Annotated in this window: 18 protein-coding genes; 10 read left to right on the top strand and 8 right to left on the bottom strand. The window is 73.5% G+C overall.

The window, feature by feature from the left end:
- The first annotated feature begins 105 nt into the window (after positions 1-105).
- Together ACXNSR_RS32330 and ACXNSR_RS32325 are read left to right on the top strand one after the other, a co-directional pair.
- Entirely contained in the window at positions 106-396 is a 291-nt protein-coding gene (locus ACXNSR_RS32330; RefSeq protein WP_458638891.1) for a hypothetical protein, read from the top strand.
- A gap of 21 nt (positions 397-417) precedes the next feature.
- A complete protein-coding gene (locus tag ACXNSR_RS32325; RefSeq protein ID WP_458643457.1) occupies positions 418-774 on the top strand; it encodes a VOC family protein in 357 nt (118 codons plus the stop codon).
- Between the two features lie 22 nt (positions 775-796).
- On the opposite strand, the gene ACXNSR_RS32320 is transcribed toward ACXNSR_RS32325, so the two are convergent.
- Complete coding sequence (locus ACXNSR_RS32320) at positions 797-2,182, bottom strand: serine hydrolase domain-containing protein (RefSeq protein ID WP_458638890.1); 1,386 nt, start codon at positions 2,180-2,182, stop codon at positions 797-799.
- Between the two features lie 177 nt (positions 2,183-2,359).
- Here ACXNSR_RS32320 and ACXNSR_RS32315 point away from each other — a divergent pair, with 177 nt between their 5' ends.
- Entirely contained in the window at positions 2,360-3,424 is a 1,065-nt protein-coding gene (locus tag ACXNSR_RS32315; RefSeq protein ID WP_458638889.1) for an AraC family transcriptional regulator, read from the top strand.
- A 23-nt stretch (positions 3,425-3,447) separates the two neighbouring features.
- Here the strand turns inward: ACXNSR_RS32315 and ACXNSR_RS32310 are convergent, their stop codons facing one another.
- Positions 3,448-3,813, bottom strand: coding sequence for a hypothetical protein (locus ACXNSR_RS32310; protein ID WP_458638888.1), 366 nt, complete (start codon positions 3,811-3,813; stop codon positions 3,448-3,450).
- A 190-nt stretch (positions 3,814-4,003) separates the two neighbouring features.
- Here ACXNSR_RS32310 and ACXNSR_RS32305 point away from each other — a divergent pair, with 190 nt between their 5' ends.
- Entirely contained in the window at positions 4,004-4,474 is a 471-nt protein-coding gene (locus tag ACXNSR_RS32305; protein WP_458638887.1) for a universal stress protein, read from the top strand.
- A 42-nt stretch (positions 4,475-4,516) separates the two neighbouring features.
- Here ACXNSR_RS32305 and ACXNSR_RS32300 read toward each other — a convergent pair whose 3' ends face one another.
- Positions 4,517-5,467 (bottom strand): serine/threonine dehydratase, encoded by a 951-nt coding sequence (locus ACXNSR_RS32300; RefSeq protein ID WP_458638886.1) that lies wholly within the window; start codon positions 5,465-5,467, stop codon positions 4,517-4,519.
- A 14-nt stretch (positions 5,468-5,481) separates the two neighbouring features.
- On the bottom strand, positions 5,482-6,147 hold the full coding sequence (locus tag ACXNSR_RS32295) for a TetR/AcrR family transcriptional regulator (RefSeq protein WP_458638885.1): 666 nt from the start codon (positions 6,145-6,147) through the stop codon (positions 5,482-5,484).
- Positions 6,148-6,303: 156 nt separating this feature from the next.
- Here ACXNSR_RS32295 and ACXNSR_RS32290 point away from each other — a divergent pair, with 156 nt between their 5' ends.
- Both ACXNSR_RS32290 and ACXNSR_RS32285 read left to right on the top strand, forming a co-directional pair.
- On the top strand, positions 6,304-7,980 hold the full coding sequence (locus ACXNSR_RS32290) for a ricin-type beta-trefoil lectin domain protein (RefSeq protein WP_458638884.1): 1,677 nt from the start codon (positions 6,304-6,306) through the stop codon (positions 7,978-7,980).
- A gap of 15 nt (positions 7,981-7,995) precedes the next feature.
- The gene (locus ACXNSR_RS32285) at positions 7,996-10,275 is read left to right on the top strand and encodes an alpha-N-acetylglucosaminidase (RefSeq protein ID WP_458638883.1); all 2,280 of its coding nucleotides are present in this window, start codon (positions 7,996-7,998) and stop codon (positions 10,273-10,275) included.
- A gap of 56 nt (positions 10,276-10,331) precedes the next feature.
- On the opposite strand, the gene ACXNSR_RS32280 is transcribed toward ACXNSR_RS32285, so the two are convergent.
- Entirely contained in the window at positions 10,332-11,570 is a 1,239-nt protein-coding gene (locus ACXNSR_RS32280; RefSeq protein WP_458638882.1) for an MFS transporter, read from the bottom strand.
- A gap of 187 nt (positions 11,571-11,757) precedes the next feature.
- Here ACXNSR_RS32280 and ACXNSR_RS32275 point away from each other — a divergent pair, with 187 nt between their 5' ends.
- Positions 11,758-13,386: a molybdopterin-dependent oxidoreductase gene (locus ACXNSR_RS32275; protein ID WP_458638881.1), complete on the top strand. Its 1,629-nt coding sequence runs from the start codon at positions 11,758-11,760 to the stop codon at positions 13,384-13,386.
- Here the strand turns inward: ACXNSR_RS32275 and ACXNSR_RS32270 are convergent.
- Positions 13,342-14,625 (bottom strand): cytochrome P450 family protein, encoded by a 1,284-nt coding sequence (locus ACXNSR_RS32270; RefSeq protein WP_458638880.1) that lies wholly within the window; start codon positions 14,623-14,625, stop codon positions 13,342-13,344. The two genes, ACXNSR_RS32275 and ACXNSR_RS32270, sit on opposite strands and share 45 nt — an antisense overlap.
- A 151-nt stretch (positions 14,626-14,776) precedes the next feature.
- Between ACXNSR_RS32270 and ACXNSR_RS32265 the strand changes: the two genes are divergently transcribed.
- Entirely contained in the window at positions 14,777-15,700 is a 924-nt protein-coding gene (locus ACXNSR_RS32265) for an SDR family oxidoreductase (RefSeq protein WP_458638879.1), read from the top strand.
- 37 nt (positions 15,701-15,737) lie between these two features.
- Here the strand turns inward: ACXNSR_RS32265 and ACXNSR_RS32260 are convergent, their stop codons facing one another.
- Positions 15,738-16,499 (bottom strand): TetR/AcrR family transcriptional regulator, encoded by a 762-nt coding sequence (locus ACXNSR_RS32260; RefSeq protein ID WP_458638878.1) that lies wholly within the window; start codon positions 16,497-16,499, stop codon positions 15,738-15,740.
- A 116-nt stretch (positions 16,500-16,615) separates the two neighbouring features.
- Between ACXNSR_RS32260 and ACXNSR_RS32255 the strand changes: the two genes are divergently transcribed.
- A complete protein-coding gene (locus tag ACXNSR_RS32255; protein WP_458638877.1) occupies positions 16,616-18,877 on the top strand; it encodes an ATP-binding cassette domain-containing protein in 2,262 nt (753 codons plus the stop codon).
- Between the two features lie 245 nt (positions 18,878-19,122).
- On the opposite strand, the gene ACXNSR_RS32250 is transcribed toward ACXNSR_RS32255, so the two are convergent.
- Positions 19,123-20,403, bottom strand: a complete 1,281-nt coding sequence (locus ACXNSR_RS32250; RefSeq protein WP_458638876.1) for an enoyl-CoA hydratase/isomerase family protein — start codon at positions 20,401-20,403, stop codon at positions 19,123-19,125.
- Here ACXNSR_RS32250 and ACXNSR_RS32245 point away from each other — a divergent pair.
- On the top strand, positions 20,297-20,860 hold the full coding sequence (locus tag ACXNSR_RS32245) for a dihydrofolate reductase family protein (RefSeq protein WP_458638875.1): 564 nt from the start codon (positions 20,297-20,299) through the stop codon (positions 20,858-20,860). The genes ACXNSR_RS32250 and ACXNSR_RS32245 overlap by 107 nt on opposite strands.
- The last annotated feature ends 37 nt before the right edge of the window (positions 20,861-20,897 follow it).

The following is a 20,897-nucleotide window of genomic DNA, read 5'->3' as shown; positions in this document are numbered from 1 at the left end:
ACACCTGCTTCCGGGGGTCCGCTTGACGCCTCTCCCGCCCGGCGCGACACGCGCCGATGGGGAAGGTCATCATAAATTCCTACCACGTCTGCGTACGCTGTCCCCATGACCGACTCCACCCCTGCCGACCAGCAAGTGCCCGATGACCTGCGCATTTTGACCGTCGAATACCTGAGCGCGGTCCGGGCGCGGCTCGCCGGCATCGAGACCCCCGTCGCGCGGGAACAGGCCGCGCGGCTGTTCACCGACCAGTTGCTGCCCGCTGTGGCGAAGACGGTCAAGGACATACGCACCGCCGCCGTGGGCGAGCTGCGGCAGGGGCGCACCCTCAGGGAAGTGTCGGAACTGATCGGACTGTCCGTGCCCCGGGTCGACCAACTCCTCAAGGGAAAGTGAGGGGTTGCCGTGCCCCTTCGGATGAGGCTCACCGCGATCACCCTCGACTGCGCCGACCCCCGGGCGCTGGCCGACTTCTACGCGCGGGCCACCGGGTTCGAGCCGCACCCCCGGTCGGACGGCGAATTCGCCGGACTCACCCGCGAGGACGGACTGTTCCTCGGGTTCCAGAGGGTGGACGGCTACCGGGCCCCTCAGTGGCCCGACGGGTCCGTGCCCCAGCAGTCGCACCTCGACTTCGCCGTCGACGACCTCGACGAGGCCGAGGCCGTGCTGCTGGAGCTGGGCGCGGGCAAGCCCGAGTACCAGCCGGGCGGTGCCCGGTGGCGGGTCCTCACGGACCCGGCCGGGCACCCCTTCTGTCTGAGCCTGCACTGACGCCGGGCGGCGGCCCGGGCCGTCAGCCGGCGTCCGCCCTGGGGGCGCAGCGCATGCCGATGTAGCAGCAGGGGGTGCCGTCCACGAGGGCGGCGAAGACGACGGGCGTCCAGTCCCCGCCGAAGGAGGGACCGGCGCCGGAGGCGGCGAAGACGGTGGCACTGAGCGGCGTGAGGTCCAGCTCCAGCGGCGGCGAGAAGTCCCGCATCCCGTCGACGAACTCGTACCGCAGGTGGGGGGCGCCGTCGGGCCGGACGCCGACGGTGATGACCACGCCTTCCCGGCGGTAGGTGCCGACCAGCGGGACCATGTCGACGACCGGGGGCCGCGCGGGCGGCGCGAAGGCGGGCGGCATGTGGACCCCGGCGAGGTCGCGGAGCAGTTCGCGCATCAGGTCGGCGTAGAGGAGGCGGGAGGCGCCGCCGTTGGTGAGCAGGACGACGACGAGATCGGCGCCGGGAACCACGCGCACATAGCCGTACTGGCCGATCGAGGCGCCGTCGTGGCCGTATCCCGGGACCCCGTTCCAGTCGTAGAGCGACCAGCCCAGCCCCCAGCCGTCCGCGCTCACCGTCCACTTGTCGGGTACGTCGGCCGCCCACCGCTGCATCTCCGCGACGGCCCGGGCACCGAGGATCTGCGTGCCGTCCGGGGCGGAGCCGCCGTCGAGGTGCAGTTTGGCCAGCCGGAGCACGTCCGCGGCGGTGGCCAGGACGCGGCCGTACGGCCCCGCGGAGCGGGGCATCATGTCCCAGGCCGGCGCGGGCTCCGGGTCCGGGCCGTCGCCCGGAAGGTGCCCCATCGCGGTGCGGAAGGCCAGCGCCTCCTCGGGCAGGGTCATGGTGTGGGTCAGGCTCAGCGGGGCGACGAGCCGCTCCTTGAGGGCCTGGTCCCAGGTGCGTCCGGTGAGGACCTCGACGATGCGGCCGAGGACGTTGTAGCCGACGCTGCTGTAGGAGACCGCGGTGCCGGGCGGGCAGTCCAGCGCCACGTTCCGGGCGGCTGCCACGTACTTGGCCAGACAGTCGTCCCCGCGGCCGCTGTCGTAGGTGAAGTCACAGGTCAGACCGCTGGTGTGGCTGAGGAGCTGGCGGGCGGTGATCGTCCTGGCGGCGTCGGGGTCGGCCACGGAGAACTCCGGGAGCACCTCGGTCACGGGAGCGTCGAGGTCCAGCTCGCCCGCGGCGGCGAGTTGCATGACCAGGGTCGCCGTGTACAGCTTCGCTATCGATCCGAGCTGGAACACCGAGTCGGTGGTCGCCTCCACCCCGGTGCCACGGTGCAGGATGCCGCTCGCCAGCTCGTGGATCCGCCCTTCGGCGAACACCGCGAGGGTGGCGCCGGGTACGTGGTGGGCGGCGCGCAGGGTGTCGAGGCGGCTCTGCCAGTGGGCCGGGGAGAACGTCACATCGGTTCCTTCGATTCGGTGGTCCCGCACGGAACACGGCCGCACGCTTCTTGATCCGCACACCGGGATCCACGCCAACGTAAGCCGCGCCCCGAACCGTCGATAAGGACCCGGTGGCGCCAACGAGGGGACTTGACACGCCAGTTCGAGCGGGCGGCTGGTAGCGTCGATCGTCCTATGCGCTCTCCTGCCACCGACGGCACCGTCTCCGTCCACCTCGCGCGGTTCGTCGTCGATGCCCTGCACCGGTCGGGGGTGGGCCCGGGCAGGGTCGCCCGGCTGCCCGACCTCGGCCCCGAGGTGCTGGGCAACGATCTGGCCCGGGTCTCGACCGCGTCGGCGCTGGCCGTGTGGGAGCAGCTGACCCTCGCGGAGCCGGGGACGGCCATCGGCGCGCTGATCACCGCCGAGGCGCCGATCGGTACGTTCGGCCTGTGGGACTACCTGGTGACCACCGGTCCCACGCTCCGGGAAACCCTGAAGCAGGCGGTGGAGTACAGCGCCGTCATCGGTGACGCGGCCGAGGAGAAGCTCCTCGTCGAGGAGGACGGACGGTCCTTCACCATCCGTCACGCGACGGGGAGTTGGGGGCCCGATGTGGTGGAGGCGATCGACTTCTTCGCCCTGGGCGTGTTCCTGACCCGGGCCCGGGCCGCCACCGGGCGGCCCGTCGTCCCGCTGCGCGTCTCCGTGACGCACGCGGCGTCCGGCCGCTTCCGGCGGCTGGCGGAGTTCTTCGGGACCACCCGCATCGACTTCGGCGCCGCGTACAACTCGATCACCTTCCACGACGACGACGTGCGCGCACCGCTGCCGAAGGCGCAGCCGGGGCTGGACCGCATCCTGGCCCGGCAAGCGGCACTGACCATCGCCTCCGCACAGCCGGCCCTGCTCTGGCAGGACCGCTTCCGCATGGTCCTGGACTCCGCGTTCCGGGAGGACTCCGTGAGCCTGGAGCAGGTGGCGCAGCGGCTGGCGATGAGCCCGCGCACCCTCCAAAGACGCCTGGGCGAGCACGGCACGACCTGGCGCGAGGAGGTCGAGGCCGTGCGCCAGGAGCACACCATGGAGCTCCTTCGGGCCACCGATCTGCCGCTCCGCTCGGTCGCGGCCCGGGTCGGCTACAGCGACATGCGCGCGCTGCGCCGGGCGGTGCGCCGCTGGGAGGGGCGGGCTCCGAGCGACATCCGCAACGAAGCGGGCGCCGCGGCAACGCCGATGGGCGCCGACGCGGTCAACTGACCCGCGCCCGGCGCCCGGTCCGGTCACTTCATGGGGTACTGGGTCTTCTCCGCGAGCCTGCCGTCCTTGAAGCAGAAGCGGAGCACGGTCTCTTCGCCGTTCCTGGCCTCGCCGCTGGATATGTACCAGGAGCAGCTGCTGCCCTCGGGCTCGGCCGGCCCGCCCTCCTTGAGGGCGCTCTTGACGAAGCTCTCGCCGGACGGGAGCTTGCCGCGGACCTCGCTCTCCGCGTCCCCGGTCTTCACTGCCTCGTAGACCGCGGGGTCGACCAGGGTCTTGTCGGCCATGTCGAGGACCTTCCCCATGCCGAAGACCACCGCGACGAGGAGGCCCACGCCGACCACCAGCGCCACCGCGCACCCGATCAGACAACCCTTGCGCTGAGCCACGCCCGTTCCTCCGTGTCGTTCGTGTCCGGCGGCGGTCGCCTGGACACTCACACCCTCGCAAGGGGCCGGGTCCTCGGGCTGTCCTCGAAAGTCGCCGTCCGTCGCGACGATCGTCGTTCGAGGTCGGACCCACCGGTCCGTGTATACAGGGAGGAGAGCGACCATCCGGGCGAACCGAGAGGAACCCACCGTGAGTGAGCACACCATCGAGCCGCTGATCGTCGTCGGCGTGGACGGGTCGAACCATTCCAAGGAGGCGCTGCGCTGGGCGGTCGCGCAGGCGGCGATGACGGGCGCCCGGGTGCACGCCGTCATGGCCTGGGAGTGGAACCGCAATCCGTTCGCCATCAGCCCGACGGCCGCCGAGACCGCCGACGCCGAGGCGGTGACGGCCGAGGAGGCGGCCCGGCGGAAGCTGGCGGACACGGTCGCCGCGGCCGTCGGCACCTCGCCCGGCGTACCGGTGTTCCGGCGCGTGGAGCAGGGGTCCCCGGCGCAGGTCCTGGTCGACGCCTCGAAGGAGGCGGACCTGATGGTGGTCGGCACCCGCGGGTACGGGGGCTTCAAGGGCGCGCTGCTGGGCTCGGTGAGCCAGCAGGTCGTGCAGTACTCGGCCGGCACGGTCGTGATCGTCCGCGAGGGCGCGGACGACGACGACTGACGGCCCCGCACGCGGGGCCCTCCGACCCGATCCGACCGGGGGTCAGGTCCCCGGGGTCACCAGGTCCCGGGGGTCCGTGTTGGCGCCGCAGAGGACGACGGCGACCCGGTCCCCCAGGGGCCCCGGCGCGACGCGCAGCGCCGCCGCGGCGGTGGCCGCGCCCGCCTCGACCACGATCCGGTGCTCCTCCCAGAGCGCACGCCGGGCGGCCGTGATCTCCGTGTCGGGCACGAGGACCGACGTGACGTTCCCGTGCCGCGCGGCGGCCAGCGCGTCCGCCGAGACGCGGGTGGCCCCCAGGGAGTCGGCTGCGACGGATTCCACGGTCACGTCCACGACCCGGCCCGCCGCCAGGGCCGCGTTCAGGGCCCGGCAGTTCTCCGGCTCGACCGCGAGCACCCGTACGCCGTGTTCGCGCGCGGCCGTGGCGACCCCGGCGAACAGTCCGCCGCCGCCGACCGCGACCACCACCGTGTCCAGGCCGGGCAGGGAAGCCCGGATCTCCTCCAGCAGGGTGCCCGCGCCCGCCGCGATGAGCGGGTGGTCGTAGGCGTGGCTGCTCAGCGCCCCGCTGTCGGCGGCGAACTCCTCGCAGGCGGCCAGCGCATCGGCGTACCGGTCGCCGACGAGCCGTACCTCGGCCCCGTACCCGCGCAGCCGTTCCACCTTCACCCGCGGGGCGTTGGCGGGCAGGAACACGGTCGCGGGCACGGACAGCGCGCGGGCCGCCCAGGCGCATGCGAGCCCGGCGTTGCCGCCGGAGGCGATGGTGACCCCGGCGGCCGGGAGGGCGCCGGACTCGTGGTGGGCGGCGAGGAAGTTGCGGGCGCCGCGCGCCTTGAAGGAGCCGGTGTGCTGGAGGTACTCCAGCGCGTACCAGACCCCCGCTTCGGCCGCGGGCGCCACCGTGACGGGGCGTATCCCGCCCGCGATCCGGTCGGCGGCGGCACGGACGGCGGCGTGGTCGAGCTGCTGGGCCGGTGCTGCTTGCATGGGCTGTCTCCCCATCAGGTGCGGGTGGCGGGCCGGTCGGGCCGGGTGGGCCGGGCGGCTTCGATCAGCTGGCGCAGGGCCCCGTAGTAGACCTCGTGGTCCGTCAGGGCGGGCAGTACGTCGGGCACCGCGCCCGCGAGCACGGGGAACTCCTGCGGATCCAGCGCGGCCAGGGCCGCCCGCGAGGCGGCGGTGGCCGTGCCCGGATCCCGGTGGTCGACGAAGGCGGCACTGCCCAGGGTGAGCAGGTACATGCGGCGGTAGACCGTCATCGCCTCGGCGGCGGTCATCCCGGCGGCCACGCTGTCGGCGAGGGCGGGCTCGACGAGCCGGGCCAGCAGCTGGCGCCCGAGCCAGGGCCGGCTGCCGCGCAGCGCCAGCAGTCCGGGGTGCGCGGTGAGCAGCAGGTACAGGGCGCGGAACCGCTCCTCGGTGGCCCGCGCCCAGTCCGTGCCGGCGGGAATCTCGGGAAGCTGCCCGGCGAGGTGCTCGGTGCACAGGTCGAGCAGGCCGGCGAGGTCGGTACAGCGGCGCTGCACGGTGGCGTGGGAGACCTCCAGCCGGTCGGCGAGGTTGCGGAAGCTCAGGTGGCCGGGCCCCTGCTCGTCGAGGATCCGCAGGGCGGCGACGGCGATGGCCTCCGGGGTCGCACGGTCCAGGGCGGCTGATCTTCGCGGCATGAGATACACCGTAACATACGATGTATCTGCACTTTCGTGTGACATCGATTGCCGCCATATTGCTGGTCATCGGTCGACAATCAGCGACTTCTGTTGACAGTGGGTAATCGTCTCGCTGCACTGGGCGCACGACTGCCCCCACGTCAAGGAGACTCCGTGCCGCCTCGCCTGCGTGCAACGCTCCCCTGCCTGACCGCGGCCGCCCTGTTCGCCCTCGCGCTCTCCCCCGCCCCGGTGGCGGCCGAGCCCCGGGCGACCTCGGACACCCCGCTCGCGCTCACCCCTCCCATGGGCTGGAACAACTGGGCGCACTACATGTGCGACATCGACGAGGCCAAGGTGGTGGCCAACGCCGACGCGCTCGTGTCCACCGGGCTCGCCGCCAAGGGCTACGACACGGTGACCGTCGACGACTGCTGGATGACCAAGAGCCGCGACGCGCAGGGCAGTCTGGTCGTCGACACGGCGAAGTTCCCGCACGGCATGGCCTGGCTCGGCGAGTATCTGCACGCCAAGGGCCTGAAGTTCGGCATCTACCAGGACGCGGGCTCCCTCACCTGCGAGAAGTACCCGGGCAGCGGCGCCCCCCAGGGCGGCGGGGCGGACCACTACGCGCAGGACGCCCGCCAGTTCGCCTCCTGGAAGGTGGACTACGTCAAGATGGACGGCTGCAACCTCTGGGTCCCGGAGGGCACGACCAAGGAGGTGGCCTACCGCGGCGCCTACAACGCCGTCGCGAAGGCCCTGCGGGACAGCGGCCGGGACATGGTCCTGTCGGCCTCCGCGCCCGCCTACTTCCAGCAGGGCGAGTGGGGCGGCTCCGACTGGCACAAGGTCCTCGACTGGGTCGGCGAGACCGGCCAGCTGTGGCGCGAGGGCAAGGACATCAAGGTCTACAACCCGGCCGCACCCGGCACCTCCCGGTGGAGCGCGGTGCTGGGCAACTACGGCTACAACCGCTGGCTCGGCCGGTACGCGGGCCCCGGCAACTGGAACGACCCCGACTTCCTGATCGCGGGCGCCCCCGGGCTCACGGCCGCCGAGAGCCGCAGCCAGGTCGCCCTGTGGGCCATGATGGCCTCCCCCTTCATCCTCTCGTCCGACGTCTCGAAGCTGACCCCGGCGGGCCTGGCGGCCCTCGGCAACACCCGGATGATCCGGCTGGACCAGGACCCGATGGGCCGTCAGGGCTCCGTGGTCTCCTCCAACGCCACCTTCGAGATCCTGGTGCGGCCGCTCGCGAACGGCGACCGCGCCGTGGCCGTGCTGAACCGCTCCGCCACCACCCGGGACATCAACGTGCCGCTCGACGAGATCGGCCTGACCGACTGCACCGCCGGCGCCCAGGACCTGTGGAGCGGCACGACCCGCGAGGTCGGCGCGACGCTGACCGGCAAGGTGGCCGGGCACGACACCGGGGTCTGGCGGCTCAGCCCGCGCGGCTGCGCCGAGGCCGTACCCACCGGGCAGGTCGTCGGTGACGGCGCCCGTTGTGCCGACGGCGCCAACACCACCGGCGTCGGCGCCGTGGTGATGGCCGCCTGCACCGGAGCCCCCGACCAGCGCTGGACCGTGGGCAAGGACGCGACCCTGCGGCTGGCCGGCGAGTGCCTGTCGGCCGGTGCGGACCGGATCGTGGAACTGGCCGACTGCTCGAACCGTCCGGCGGAGCAGCCGGGCCAGACCTGGTCGCAGCGCCGCGACGGATCCCTCGTGGAGGAGGTCAGCGGGATGTGCCTGACGGCCCCCGCGGCCGCCGCCCCGGCCGAGCGGCTGCGGCTGACCGACTGCGGCGACCACCGGGTCGACCAGACCTGGGCCCTGCCGGTCTGACGGCCGGGCGAACGGATGAGCAACCCGACGCAGCGCAGCGGACGCCGGCCGAAGCCCCGGCGCCCGCTCGCGCTCGCCGCACTGCCCGCGGCGCTGCTGGCACTGATCTGCGCGGGGGCGCCCGCACGTGCCTCCGTACCGGCGGACGCGCACCCGGGCGCCGCCCCGCGTCCGGGCCGGGCCGGCACCTTCGACGTCGCGCCCGCGCGGGCCGCCCTGCGGCGGCTGCTCCCGCGCCACTGGGAGCAGTTCACGCTGGTGCCCGATGCCGGCGCAGCCGCCGACACCTTCACCGTGTCCGGCACCGCCGGCGCGGTCACCGTGCGCGGCAGCACCGGGGCCACCCTGCTCACGGGCGTCGGCTGGTACCTCCAGCACGTCGCCGGGGTCGACATCGGCTGGCCCGGCGACAGCATCGGCATGCTGCCCGGCCGGCTGCCGGCGGTCCCGGTGCCGGTCACCCGCGCCGCGCAGGTCCCGCACCGGTACGCGCTGAACGACACCGACGACGGGTACTCCGGCCCGTACCGCTCCTTCGAGGAGCACCAGCGGCAGATCGACCTGCTCGCCCTGCACGGCATCAACGAGGTGTTCGTGCAGGTCGGCGCCGAGTACCCGTACTACCGGGCGCTCCAGGGGTTCGGCTACTCCGCCGAGGAGCTGCGGCGGTGGATCCCCGGCCCCGGCCACCAGAGCTGGTGGCTGCTGCAGAACCTGAGCGACTTCGGCGGCCCGGTCACCGAGCGGCTGATGCGAGAGCGCGCCGAGCTGGGCGGGCGGATCGCCGAGCAGCTGCGCGGGCTCGGCATGACCCCGGTGCTGCCCGGCTACTTCGGCACCGTGCCGCCCGGTTTCTCCGCCCGCAACCCGGGGGCGGCGACGGTCGCACAGGGCGACTGGGCGGGCTTCGACCGCCCCGACTGGCTGGACCCCGCCTCGCCCGTGTTCGGGAGGCTGGCCGCCGCGTACTACGCCGAGCAGCGCGAGGTGTTCGGGGACAGCACGATGTACCGGATGAGCCCGCTGCACGAGGGCGGCCGGACGGGTTCCGTCGAGGTCCGCGCCGCCGCCGGCGCCATCCAGCGCGCACTGCACGCCGCCCGTCCGGGTGCGCTGTGGGCGGTGCTGGGCTGGCAGGACGACCCCACCGCGGAGCTGCTGGCCGGGGTGGACACCTCGAAGCTGCTGATCCTCGACGGGCTGTCCGACCGGTACAACCGGCTGGACCGCGAAGCCCGTTGGGGCGGGGCACCGTACGCGATGGGCACCATCTACAACTTCGGCGGGCACACCACGGTCGGCGCGAACAGCTCCGTGTGGATCGAGCGGTTCGGCCCCTGGCGGGACAAGGCGAACAGCGCGCTCGCCGGGATCGCCTACCTGCCGGAGGCCACCGGGACCAACCCGGCCGCCTTCGACCTCTTCACCGATCTGGCCTGGGAGCGCGGGCCGATCGACCAGCGCCGGTGGTTCGCGGACTTCGCGGCCCGCCGGTACGGCCGCCCCGACGCCGCGGCGGCCGCGGCCTGGGAGGAGCTCCGCAAGGGGCCGTACAGCACCTCCTCGGGCCTGTGGTCGGAGTCGCAGGACAGCCTGTTCACCGCCCGGCCGGGCCTGACCGCGGCCGGGGCGGCGTACTGGAGCCCGAAGTCCATGCGCTACCCGGCCGGTTCGGTGCGCAGGGCCCTGGACCACCTGCTGAAGGTGGATCCCGCGCTGCGCGGCTCCAGCGCCTACCGCTTCGACCTGGTGGACACCGCCCGGCAGGCCCTCGCCAACCACTCGCGGGTGCTGCTGCCGAAGATCAGGGCGGCCTACGAGGCCAAGGACCTGGCCCGCTTCCGGGCCCTGACGGCCGAATGGCAGGACGGTGAGCGGAAGTTGGAGGCGGTCACCGGATCCGACCCGGCCTTCCTCCTCGGCACGTGGCTCTCCGCGGCGCGCTCCTGGGGCGCGGACCGGGCCGAGCAGGACCGGTACGAGTACGACGCGCGCTCGCTGCTGAGCGTGTGGGGCCGCCGCAGCACCAGCGAGGGCGGCTTCCTGCACGACTACGCGAACCGCGAATGGAGCGGCCTGATCTCGGAGTTGTACGCACCCCGGTGGGCGCGCTACTTCGCGTCGCTGGACGAGGCGCTGGTGAAGAAGGCCGCGCCGCGGGAGATCGACTGGCACGCCTTCGAGGCGGAGTGGGCGGGGCGCACCACCCGCCATCCGGACCGGCCGAACGGTGACCCGTACCGGCTGGCCGAACGGATCGCCGCGGCCCTGCCACCGGCCGCCGCCGCCCGCTGACCCGCTGACCCGCACCGCGGGCTCGCCCGGCCCCCGGGCGGGCCCCGGACCCGGATTCACGAATTCCGCATCCGCCCGGCCCGTGCGGCCCCGGCAGCCACCAGGCCGAGGACCGCGATCGAGACGGCCGAGGCCAGCAGGGTCCCCCTGGCGCCGAGCCCGGCCACCAGCGGGCCCCCCAGCGCGGTGCCGAGCGGCACCGCGAGCAGCTGGACCGCGGTGCTCGCGGCCAGCGTCTGGGGAAGCAGGTCCCGCGGGACCGAACGCTGGAAGAGGGCCGTGGAGAGCGAGGCGTACGGGGGCCAGAGCAGCCCGGCGGCTGCGAACCCGGCGACGCCGACGGCTGTCGGCGCCCCCAGGCCCACCGGCAGCATGCAGAGGCCGAAGGCGATGACGATGCCGGTCATGGCCGGCCGGATCGGCAGCCGGCCCAGGTACCCGGTCAGTACGGAACCGAGGACGGCCCCGACGCCGAACGCCGTGTAGAAGGCGGCCAGCACGGCGGCGGGAGCTCCCGGCCCGTTGGACGCGTACAGCGGCAGCGCCACGTACACGGGACCGAAGAGGCAGAAGAAGGCAAAGCTCAGGGCGAGCAGGCCCAGCAGGGCGGGGGCGCTGCAGATCACGGCGAAGCCCGCGGAACGGGAGCCGCCCTCCCCGGGCGCGGGCGCGTCCTCGTGCGGCACGCCGAAGAGGAAGGTGGCGGCCAGGACGAGGAAGGTCGCCGCGTCGACGGCGATCACGGTGGCGGCGCCGCCCCACAGGATCAGGGCGCCGGCGAGGGGCGGGCCGAAGACGGTGGAGAGCGACCCGATGCCGGACAGGACGGCGTTGCCGGCCAGGTGGTCGCGCTCCGGCAGCAGGCGGGCCAGCAGGGTGTGGATGCCGGCCCGGCCCCACGAGTGCAGGACGGAGGAGGCAGCGAGCAGCACCACGTACAGCTCGATGCTCAGCGCCCCGAGCACGTGAAACACGGGGATCGCGCCGAGGGCGGCGGCGCGCAGCAGGGCGTCGCAGGCGACGAGCCGGGCCGGGGAGCGGTGTCGCAGGAGCGGTCCGAGGAGGGCCGCGCCCACGGCGCCCGAGAGGGTGTAGGCGGTGGTCGCCAGCGCGACCCACAGGGCGCGTTCCGTCGCCGGTGCGATCTCGATCGCCAGCCAGCTCACGGCGACCACGGCCATGCCGTCGCCGAGGGAGGAGACGGTGAACCCCGGTAACAGGCGGCGCAGCGTCGAGTGGGTGAGTACGGGCCGGTAGGGCGAGGTGCGGAGGATCCGCGCGGGTTTCAGGGGCACGGTATCCACGCTTGCGTGGAGTGAAGGGAGGTCATGCCGTGATCGTTGCCCCGCACCCCGCCGTCGCCACGGTCCGTTCACTCGGGGCGTGGTCCTTTCGCCCTGGGCGCAAGACGCGGCCCGGCGCGGGGCCGGTACGGCGGCACGGCGCCGCACCGGGAGGGCCCGGGCGCGGGACACTGGCCATGTGGAGTCAGACCCGAGCCGTTCCGCACGGCCGCGGCGCACGACGGGCGCCGTCAGCGGGATCGTCGCGGCCGTGGCCGGGCTGGCGTCCGCGCAACTGGCCGCGGCAGCGGCAGGCCGGCCCGAGGCCTCGCCGGTCACGGCCGTGGGCGGAGCCGTGGTGGACCTGACGCCGGTGGCCGTCCGGGAATGGGCCATCCGACTGTTCGGCACCTCCGACAAGCTGGTGCTGGGCCTCGGCATCCTCGTCGTGCTGGCCGCGGTCGCCGTCGGCACCGGGCTGCTCGCCGTACGCCACCTCCCGGCCGCGATCGCGGTCACGGGCGGACTCGGGCTGGTGGGGGCGCTCGCCGCGCTCAGCCGGCCGGAGGCCTCCTGGCGGGACGCGCTGCCCTCGCTGGTGGGCGCGCTGGTCTCGGCCGGGGTGCTGTACCTGCTGGTCACGGCCGGGAAGCGGACCCGCCCGGCAGGAGCTCCGCCTGGCGCGGCCGGGTCGATGGACCGGCGCGGCTTCGGCCGGCTGGTGGTCGCCGTGCTGGCGGCGTCGGCCGGCGTCGGGCTCGGGGCACGACGGCTGGGCGCGCACGGCAGCGCCGACGCCACCGCCTCCCGGGCCCGCTTCGTCCTGCCCCGGCCCACCGTGCCCGCGCCGCCGGTGCCCGCCGGGGCGGACCTGCGGGTGCCCGGGCTCGGCCCCTTCCTCACCCCGGACCGGGACTTCTACCGGGTGGACACCGCGCTGGTCGTCCCGCGCGTGGACGCGGACACGTGGCGGCTGCGCATCCACGGGGAAGGGGTGGCCAGGCCCCTGACCCTGGATCTGCGCCAGCTGCTCGCCCGCCCGGTGGTCGAGCACGACATCACCCTCACCTGTGTCTCCAACGAGGTCGGCGGCCCGTACGCGGGCAACGCCCGCTGGCTCGGCGTACGCCTGGGAGACCTGCTGCGCGAAGCGGGGGTGCGACCGCCGTCCGAGGGCGGGCCCGCGGACCAGCTGGTGGCGCGTTCGGTGGACGGCATGACCATCGGCACACCGGTCGAGGCCGTCATGGACGGCCGGGCGGCGCTGCTGGCGGTCGGCATGAACGGCCAGCCGCTGCCCTTCGCCCACGGGTTCCCGGTCCGGATGGTCGTACCGGGTCTGTACGGGTACGTATCCGCCTGCAAGTGGCTCACCGAGCTGCGGCTGACCACGTTCGCCGCCTACGACGCCTACTGGGTGCGCAGGTCCTGGGCCCAGCAGGCCACGGTCAAGACGCAGTCGCGGATCGACACCCCGCGCCCGTACGCCGGCCTGGCACCGGGCCGGGTGCCCGTCGCCGGGGTGGCGTGGGCCCAGCACCGCGGGATCGAGCGGGTCCAGGTACGGGTGGACGGCGGCCCCTGGCAGGAGGCGCGGCTCGGGGCGGCGGACGGTGTCGACACCTGGCGGCAGTGGGTCTGGCCGTGGGAGGCGACCCCCGGGCCGCACACCCTGGAGGTCCGCGCCACGGACGGCACGGGCGCGGTGCAGACGGGGGTCCGCACCGGGACCGTGCCGGACGGGGCGACGGGGTGGCACGCGGTGGACGTGCGCGTCCGGGCGCTAGAGGGTGGCGGCGGCCTGCCGGCCGGGCCGGACCGGCAGTGAGCGGACGTTGTTGCTGATGAAGCTGTTCTGGTAGGGGAGTTCGGTGTCCGGGACCGCGAGGTCGAGGTCGGGGAAGCGGGTGAAGAGCCGCTCCAGGGCGATCGTGGCCTCCAGGCGGGCCAGCGGGGCCCCGGTGCAGTAGTGGGCGCCGTGGCCGAAGGCGAGGCTGCGGGCGGCGGTGGCGCGGGTGAGGTCGAAGCGGTCGGCGTCCGGCCCGTGGAAGGACTCGTCGCGGCCCGCCGCGCTGTATCCGGCGAGCACCGGGGTGCCCTGCGGGATCACGGTCCCGCCGAAGGTCAGGTCGCGGGTGGGATAGCGGAACGGGAACCAGCTGACCGGGGTGTCCCAGCGGAGGGTCTCGTCGACGACGTCCGACCAGGTGGCCTTGCCGTCCAGGACCAGCGCGAGCTGGTCGCGGTGGGCGCACAGGGCGCGGACCGCGTTGACGATGAGGTTGAGGGTGGTCTCGTGGCCCGCGACGAGCATCAGCCGCATGGTGCCGATGAGTTCGACCTCGGTGAGCCGGTCCCCGTCGTCCTCGCGGGCGGCGATCAGGGCGCTGGTGAGGTCCTCGCCGGGGTTCGCGGCGCGGGCGGCCGCGATCGCGGCGATCAGGGCCATGAGTTCCTGGAGGGCGGCCATCTTCTCGGCCGGGGTGATGTCGGTGGCGATGATCACCTGGTTGGTCAGGTGGTGCAGCCGGCCCCGGTGCTCGGGGTCCACGCCGAGCAGCTCGCAGATGACGTTCATCGGGAGCGGGAGGGCGAAGTGCTCGTAGAGGTCGGCGGTCCCGTCGGGGGAGCCGGCCGCGGCCCGCGCGAGGTCGTCGAGGAGTCCGGCGGTCAGCTCCTCGACGCGCGGCCGCAGCCGTTCCACCTGGCGGATGGTGAAGGCCTTGCCGACCAGCCCCCGCAGGCGGCGGTGGTCGGCGTCGTCCGCGGTGTGCATGCCCTGGGCGTTGGCGAAGACCCGCAGCGGCCAGTCGGCGGGGATGGTGCCGTCGTGCAGGGCGGGGAAATGCCGGGCGCCCTTGGCCACTTCGGGGTGGGCGAGGAACTCCTTCAGCGCGTCGTGCTCCAGGACGACCGCCCCGGGGACCCCACCGGGGAGCACGACCTGCGCCACGGCCCCGTGCTCGGCGCGCAGCCGGGCGTTGAGGGCGTGCGGGCAGCCGCCGGCGGGGTCGATCACGTACGGGGTGCCCGGAGCCTGCGGGACGGGCGAGATGGGGGACGACAAGCCGGTTCTCCTGACCTGAGGGACGAAACTCGGTCAACAGTGCGGTCTCGGAGGCGGATTGGACAAGCCCGCGCCGGTCCCGTCCCGGAACCGGCCGAGAGCCGGGGTGAAGGTGCGCCCTCGGCGGCGGTGTCCGTCGTAGGGTCGGGGCATGCCGGAAACACAGCGGAGTCTCGAAGGCAGGGTGGCCCTCGTGGCCGGGGCGACACGCGGCGCGGGCCGGGGCATCGCGGTCCAGTTGGGCGCGCGGGGTGCGACCGTGTACGTGTCGGGGCGCAGCACCCGGGGCCGTCGCTCCGAGTACGACCGGCCCGAGACGATCGAGGAGACGGCCGAGCTGGTCACCGCGGCGGGCGGCCGGGGCGTCCCGGTCGTCGCCGACCATCTGGTGCCGGCGGAGGTCGAGGCCCTGGTCGGGCGGATCGAGGCGGAACAGGGCCGCCTGGACGTCCTGGTCAACGACATCTGGGGCGGGGAGCTGCTCTTCGAGTGGGAGAGCACGGTCTGGGAGCACGACCTGGACAAGGGGCTGCGGCTGATGCGGCTGGCCGTGGAGACGCACGCCATCACCAGCCACTTCGCGGTGCCGCTGCTGCTGAGCGAGCCGGGTGGTCTGGTGGTGGAGATGACGGACGGCACCGCCGAGTACAACGCGAGCCGCTACCGGGTGTCCTTCTTCTACGACATCGCCAAGTCCTCGGTGCTGCGGATGGCGTTCGCGCTGGGGCACGAGCTGGGGCCGCGGGGGGCCACGGCGGTGGCGCTGACGCCGGGCTGGCTGCGCTCGGAGATGATGCTCGACACCTTCGGGGTGACGGAGGCGAACTGGCGGGACGCGCTGGCGAAGGTCCCGCATTTCGCCATCTCCGAGACCCCGTCGTACGTGGGCCGGGCGGTCGCGGCGCTCGCCGCCGACCCGGAGGTGGCCCGCTGGAACGGCCGGTCCCTCTCCAGCGGGCAGCTCGCCCGGGAGTACGGCTTCACGGACCTGGACGGCAGCCGCCCGGACGCCTGGCGCTACATGGTCGAGGTCCAGGACCCGGACCGCCCCGCGGACACCACCGGCTACCGCTGAGCGGTCCGGGTGCCCGTCCCGGTGCCGGGACGGGCCCTCACCCGGCCGGGCGGGCGTCGATCAGGTGGGCCAGGCCGTCCAGGACGCACCGGAGGCCGAAGTTCCAGAGCGCCTGCGGGTGGTAGCCGCCGACGGCGCTGCCGACGCGGCCGGCGAGCGGGTAGCGCCCGGGGTCCAGGGCCCGCTCCAGCAGCGGGGCCGTGACGGCCCACCACTCGTCCTGGCTCTGGTGGCTGTTGTGCGCGGCGTCGTCGGCCGCGGCCAGGGCGTTCGCGTGGACGAAGCCGAGGAGGTGGGTCAGGGCCGCGTCCATCTCGACGTCGGTGAGGCCGATGCCCTCGAAGGCGGCCAGTTCGTACTCGTACTTCCCGATCACTCCCGGGCCCAGCGGCGGGCGGGTGACCGGCAGGTCCGCGATCCACGGGTGCCGGGCGAGCAGGTCCCGGTTGTCCTCGGCCACACGGGCGACCCTGGTCCGCCACCCCTCCCCCGCGCCCGGCGCCGGGCGTTCCATGCGCCCGTACGCCTCGTCCAGCACGAGGTCGAGGAGTTCGGCCTTGCCGGGGACGTACGTGTAGAGGGTCATCGGGGTCACTCCCAGGCGCTGGGCCAGGGCGCGCATGGTGAGTGCGGCCAGTCCGGCCTCGTCGGCGAGTTCGGTCGCGGCCCCGACCACGGCGTCGACGGTGAGGCCCTGCCGCGGGCCGCGCCGCCCGGCCGGGGCCGGCTGTCCGGAGCCGCGCCACAGCAGCTCCAGCGTGCGGGCGGGGTCTCCCGCACCGCTGCGGTCCTTCGCCATGTCCGGCCCTCCGAGCGCATGCCAATAATTCACTACACCGTACAGAATACAGCGTATAAAGTAAGGTCGAAACACCGCCAGCGCGATACCGCGACACCGCAACCGCGAGGAGTTCCGTGCAGATCGCCGCCGACAGTCATCAGGTCATCCAGGTCCGCGGAGCGCGGGAGAACAACCTCACGGACATCTCCCTCGACATCCCCAAGCGCCGGCTCACCGTCTTCACGGGCGTGTCCGGCTCCGGCAAGTCCTCGCTCGTCTTCGGCACCATCGCCGCCGAGTCGCAGCGGATGATCAACGAGACGTACACCGCCTTCATCCAGTCCTTCATGCCGAGCCTGGGCCGCCCGGACGTGGACGGGCTGCACAATCTGAGCGCCGCCATCGTGGTCGACCAGGAGCGGATGGGCGCGAACTCCCGCTCCACGGTCGGGACCGCGACCGACGCCTCCACGATGCTGCGGATCGTCTTCTCCCGCCTCGGCGTCCCGCACGTCGGAGCCTCCACCGCCTTCAGCTTCAACTCTCCGGACGGCATGTGCCCGAACTGCGAGGGCATCGGCCAGGTCACCGACATCGACGTGGACCAGCTGGTGGACCGCGAACTCTCCCTCAACGAGGGCGCGATCACCGTCCCCGGTTTCGCCGTGGACACCTGGTACTGGCAGAACATGGCCAACTCCGGCTTCTACTCACCCGACACGAAGCTGAAGGACTTCACCGAGCGCGAGTGGGCCGACCTCCTGCACACGGGCCCGGTGAAGGTGAAGTCCGGCTCCACCAACTTCACCTACGAAGGCCTGATCACGAAGATCCAGCGGACGTACCTGTCCAAGGACCGCGAGGCGATGCAGCCCCACATACGGGCCTTCGTCGACCGGGCCGTGGTCTTCACCGACTGCCCGGCGTGCGGGGGCACCCGCCTCTCGGCGGCTGCGCTGTCCTCGCGCATCGAGGGCATGAACATCGCCGACTGCTCGGCGATGCAGATCAGCGACCTGGCCTCCTTCGTCCGCCGGATCGACGACCCGGCCGTCGCCCCGCTGCTCGCCAACCTCCGCGACCTGCTCGACTCCCTCGTGGAGATCGGCCTGGGCTACCTCAGCCTGGACCGCCCCTCCGGCACCCTGTCCGGCGGCGAGGCCCAGCGGGTCAAGATGGTGCGCCACCTCGGCTCCTCGCTCACGGACGTCACGTACGTCTTCGACGAACCGACCACCGGCCTGCACCCGCACGACATCCAGCGCATGAACGACCTCCTGCTGCGCCTGCGCGACAAGGGCAACACCGTGCTGGTGGTGGAGCACAAGCCGGAGGTCATCGCGATCGCCGACCACGTCGTCGACCTCGGACCGGGCGCGGGGACGGACGGCGGGCGGCTCTGCTACACCGGCGACGTGGCCGGGCTGCGCGCCTCCGGCACCCTCACCGGGCGCCATCTCGGACACCGTGCCCGGCTGCGGGAGCCGGTGCGCACCGCGCGCGGCCACCTCTCGGTCAAGGACGCCGATCTGCACAACCTCAAGGACGTCAGCGTCGAGGTGCCGCTGGGGGTACTGACGGTGGTGACCGGCGTCGCCGGGTCGGGCAAGAGCTCGCTGATCCACGGATACCTGGCCCGGCAGGACGGGGTGGTGGTGGCCGACCAGTCACCGATCCGCGGCTCGCGCCGGTCCAATCCGGCCACCTACACCGGACTGCTGGGGCCGATCCGGACGGCCTTCGCCAAGGCCAACGGGGTCAAGGCGGCCCTGTTCAGCGCGAACTCGGAGGGCGCCTGCCCGAAGTGCAACGGCCTCGGGCTGGTGTACACGGATCTGGCGATGATGGCCGCGGTGGCCTCGGTCTGCGAGGAGTGCGGGGGCAGGCGGTTCACGCCCGAGGTGCTGACGTACCGGCTGCGCGGCAAGAACATCAGCGAGGTGCTGGACATGCCGGTCGCCGAGGCGCACGCGTTCTTCCCCACCGGGCAGGCGCGTGCGGTCCTCGGCCGGCTCGTCGACGTGGGCCTGTCGTACCTGCGGCTCGGCCAGCCGCTCAACACCCTGTCGGGCGGCGAGCGGCAGCGGCTCAAGCTGGCCATCAGCATGGCCGAGAAGTCCTCGACGTACATCCTGGACGAGCCGACGACCGGACTGCACATGGCCGATGTGGACAGGCTGCTGGCCCTGCTCGACCGGCTCGTCGACGACGGGAACTCGGTGATCGTCATCGAGCACCACCAGGCCGTGATGGCGCACGCCGACTGGCTGATCGACATCGGCCCGGGCGGCGGCCACGCCGGGGGCGAGGTCGTCTTCGAGGGCACGCCGGCGGACCTGGTGGCCGGGGCGGACACACTGACCGCCCGTCACCTGCGGGAGTACGTGGCCTCCTAGAGGGTCGTCGCGGCGGCGATCCGGCTGCTCGACGCCGAGGGCATCGAGGCACCGGGCATGCACAGGCTCGGCACCGGGACGGGCACAGCCTGCGCGCGATGGCCCTGCGCCACCCCTGGCCGGCCTCGGTGCCCGGCCGGGGTGGCGCTCTTGCGGACGGCGGGCCTCCCGGCGGCCGCGGAGGCTGCGCGAGGAGGACTTCGACCACGGACGCCGGCGGGGCCCGGGCGGCCTGGAGACGCGGCTCAGCCGCGTTCGAGGTCCTCCCGCGGCGGCAGGCGCAGTTCGCGGTCCTGCCCGAGCGGGACGAAGAACCGCTCCACGTCCGCGTCGGTCACCTCGGCCAGGGTCGAAGGGGACCAGCGCGGATCGCGGTCCTTGTCGACGACCTGCGCCCGGATGCCCTCCACCAGGTCGGGCGCGGCCAGCCCGTTGCAGGAGACCCGGAACTCCTGGGCCAGCACCCGTTCCAGCGAGCCGAGCCCGACGGCGCGGCGCAGTGCGGCCAGGGTGACCTTGAGGGCGGTCGGGGACTTGGCCAGGATCGCCTCGGCCGCCTCCTCGGCGGCGGGCTCGCCCTGGCCGAGCAGCCGCTCCACGATCTCCTCGACGGTGTCGGCCGCGTAGCAGTGGTCGATCCAGCCGCGCCGGCCGGCGAGGTCACCGGGCCCGGGGGTGGCGGCGTACCGCGGCAGCACCTCGTGGGCGGGTGCGTCGGCGAGGGCGGCGGTCAGCTCCGGGAGCCGGTCGGCCGGTACGAAGTGGTCGGCGAGCCCGCACAGCAGCGCGTCGGCGGCGCCGACCGCCGTGCCCGTGAGGGCGAGGTGGGTACCGAGTTCGCCGGGCGCGCGGCCGAGCAGGTAGGTGCCGCCCACGTCGGGGACGAAGCCGATGCCGGTCTCGGGCATGGCGACGCGGGAGCGTTCGGTGACGACCCGGACCGAGCCGTGGGCGGAGACGCCGACGCCGCCGCCCATGGTGATGCCGTCCATGAGGGCGACGTACGGCTTGGGGTAGCGGGCGATGCGGGCGTTGAGCCGGTACTCGTCGCGCCAGAAAGCGGCGGAGGCGGTGTTCCCGGCCTTGGCGTCGTCGTGGATGGCCCGGATGTCGCCGCCCGCGCACAGCCCGCGCTCACCGGCGCCGCGGATCAGGACCTGCCGCACGGCGGGGTCGGCCGCCCATGCGGCGAGGGCTTCGTCGATGCGGATCACCATGGGGTGGGTGAGGGCGTTGATGGCCCGGGGGCGGTTGAGGGTGACCACCCCGGTCCGGCCCTCCATGTGGAACAGCACGGTGTCCGCGTCGTCGGGCTTCACGTCTTCGGTCTGCGGGTCTTCGGTCTTCACACCGGCCAGTATCACGGTGGCCCGCGCCGCTCCCGCCGCGGGGCGCTCCCGGGGCGTACCGTGGTCGGCCATGCGGAAGATCGTGCTGATGGCCGGGGTGTCGCTCGACGGGTTCATCGAGGGGCCGGACCGGGACATCGGCTGGCACCAGGTCGACGAAGAGCTGCACCAGCACATGAACGACGTGCTCCGCACGATGGGCGGTTTCCTCAGCGGACGCGTCACGCACGAGCTGATGGCGGACTACTGGCCGACCGCCGACGCCGATCCCGCGAACGCGGGTCCGGTCGCCGAGTTCGCGGAGATCTGGCGGTCCAAGCCCAAGTACGTGTACTCGCGCACCCTGCGGTCGGCCGAGTGGAACACCACGGTCGTGCGGGACGTCGTGCCCGAGGAGGTCGCCGCGCTCAAGGCGGCCCCGGGCGGCGACCTCACGCTGAGCGGGGCCGGTCTCGCCGCCTCCTTCCTGCGCCAGGACCTCGTGGACGCGTACCGGATCTACGTGCATCCGGTGCGGATCGGGCGCGGCACACCGCTCTTCCCGACCCTCGACCACGCTCCGGTGACCCTGCGGCACACGGACACCCACACCTTCGGCAACGGCGTCGTCCTGCTGCGCTACGAGCGCGCGTAGCCCGGAGCCCGGCACCCCGAGCACGGCACCCCGAGCA

The sequence above is a fragment of the Streptomyces sp. NC-S4 genome, from assembly GCF_054353315.1.
Note: the sequence above shows the minus strand (reverse complement) of the source record. Positions and strands in the feature narration are given on the sequence as shown.

Excerpts from the sequence above, each read along its gene's own strand:
- ACXNSR_RS32330 (WP_458638891.1), top strand. The coding sequence starts at position 106 with ATGACCGACTCCACCCCTGCCGACCAGCAAGTGCCCGATGACCTGCGC.
- ACXNSR_RS32295 (WP_458638885.1), bottom strand. The coding sequence starts at position 6,147 with ATGCCGCGAAGATCAGCCGCCCTGGACCGTGCGACCCCGGAGGCCATC.
- ACXNSR_RS32325 (WP_458643457.1), top strand. The coding sequence starts at position 418 with ATGAGGCTCACCGCGATCACCCTCGACTGCGCCGACCCCCGGGCGCTG.
- ACXNSR_RS32285 (WP_458638883.1), top strand. The coding sequence starts at position 7,996 with ATGAGCAACCCGACGCAGCGCAGCGGACGCCGGCCGAAGCCCCGGCGC.
- ACXNSR_RS32250 (WP_458638876.1), bottom strand. The coding sequence starts at position 20,403 with ATGTGCTGGTGCAGCTCTTCGTCGACCTGGTGCCAGCCGATGTCCCGG.
- ACXNSR_RS32265 (WP_458638879.1), top strand. The coding sequence starts at position 14,777 with ATGCCGGAAACACAGCGGAGTCTCGAAGGCAGGGTGGCCCTCGTGGCC.
- ACXNSR_RS32300 (WP_458638886.1), bottom strand. The coding sequence starts at position 5,467 with ATGCAAGCAGCACCGGCCCAGCAGCTCGACCACGCCGCCGTCCGTGCC.
- ACXNSR_RS32260 (WP_458638878.1), bottom strand. The coding sequence starts at position 16,499 with ATGGCGAAGGACCGCAGCGGTGCGGGAGACCCCGCCCGCACGCTGGAG.
- ACXNSR_RS32315 (WP_458638889.1), top strand. The coding sequence starts at position 2,360 with ATGCGCTCTCCTGCCACCGACGGCACCGTCTCCGTCCACCTCGCGCGG.
- ACXNSR_RS32245 (WP_458638875.1), top strand. The coding sequence starts at position 20,297 with ATGCGGAAGATCGTGCTGATGGCCGGGGTGTCGCTCGACGGGTTCATC.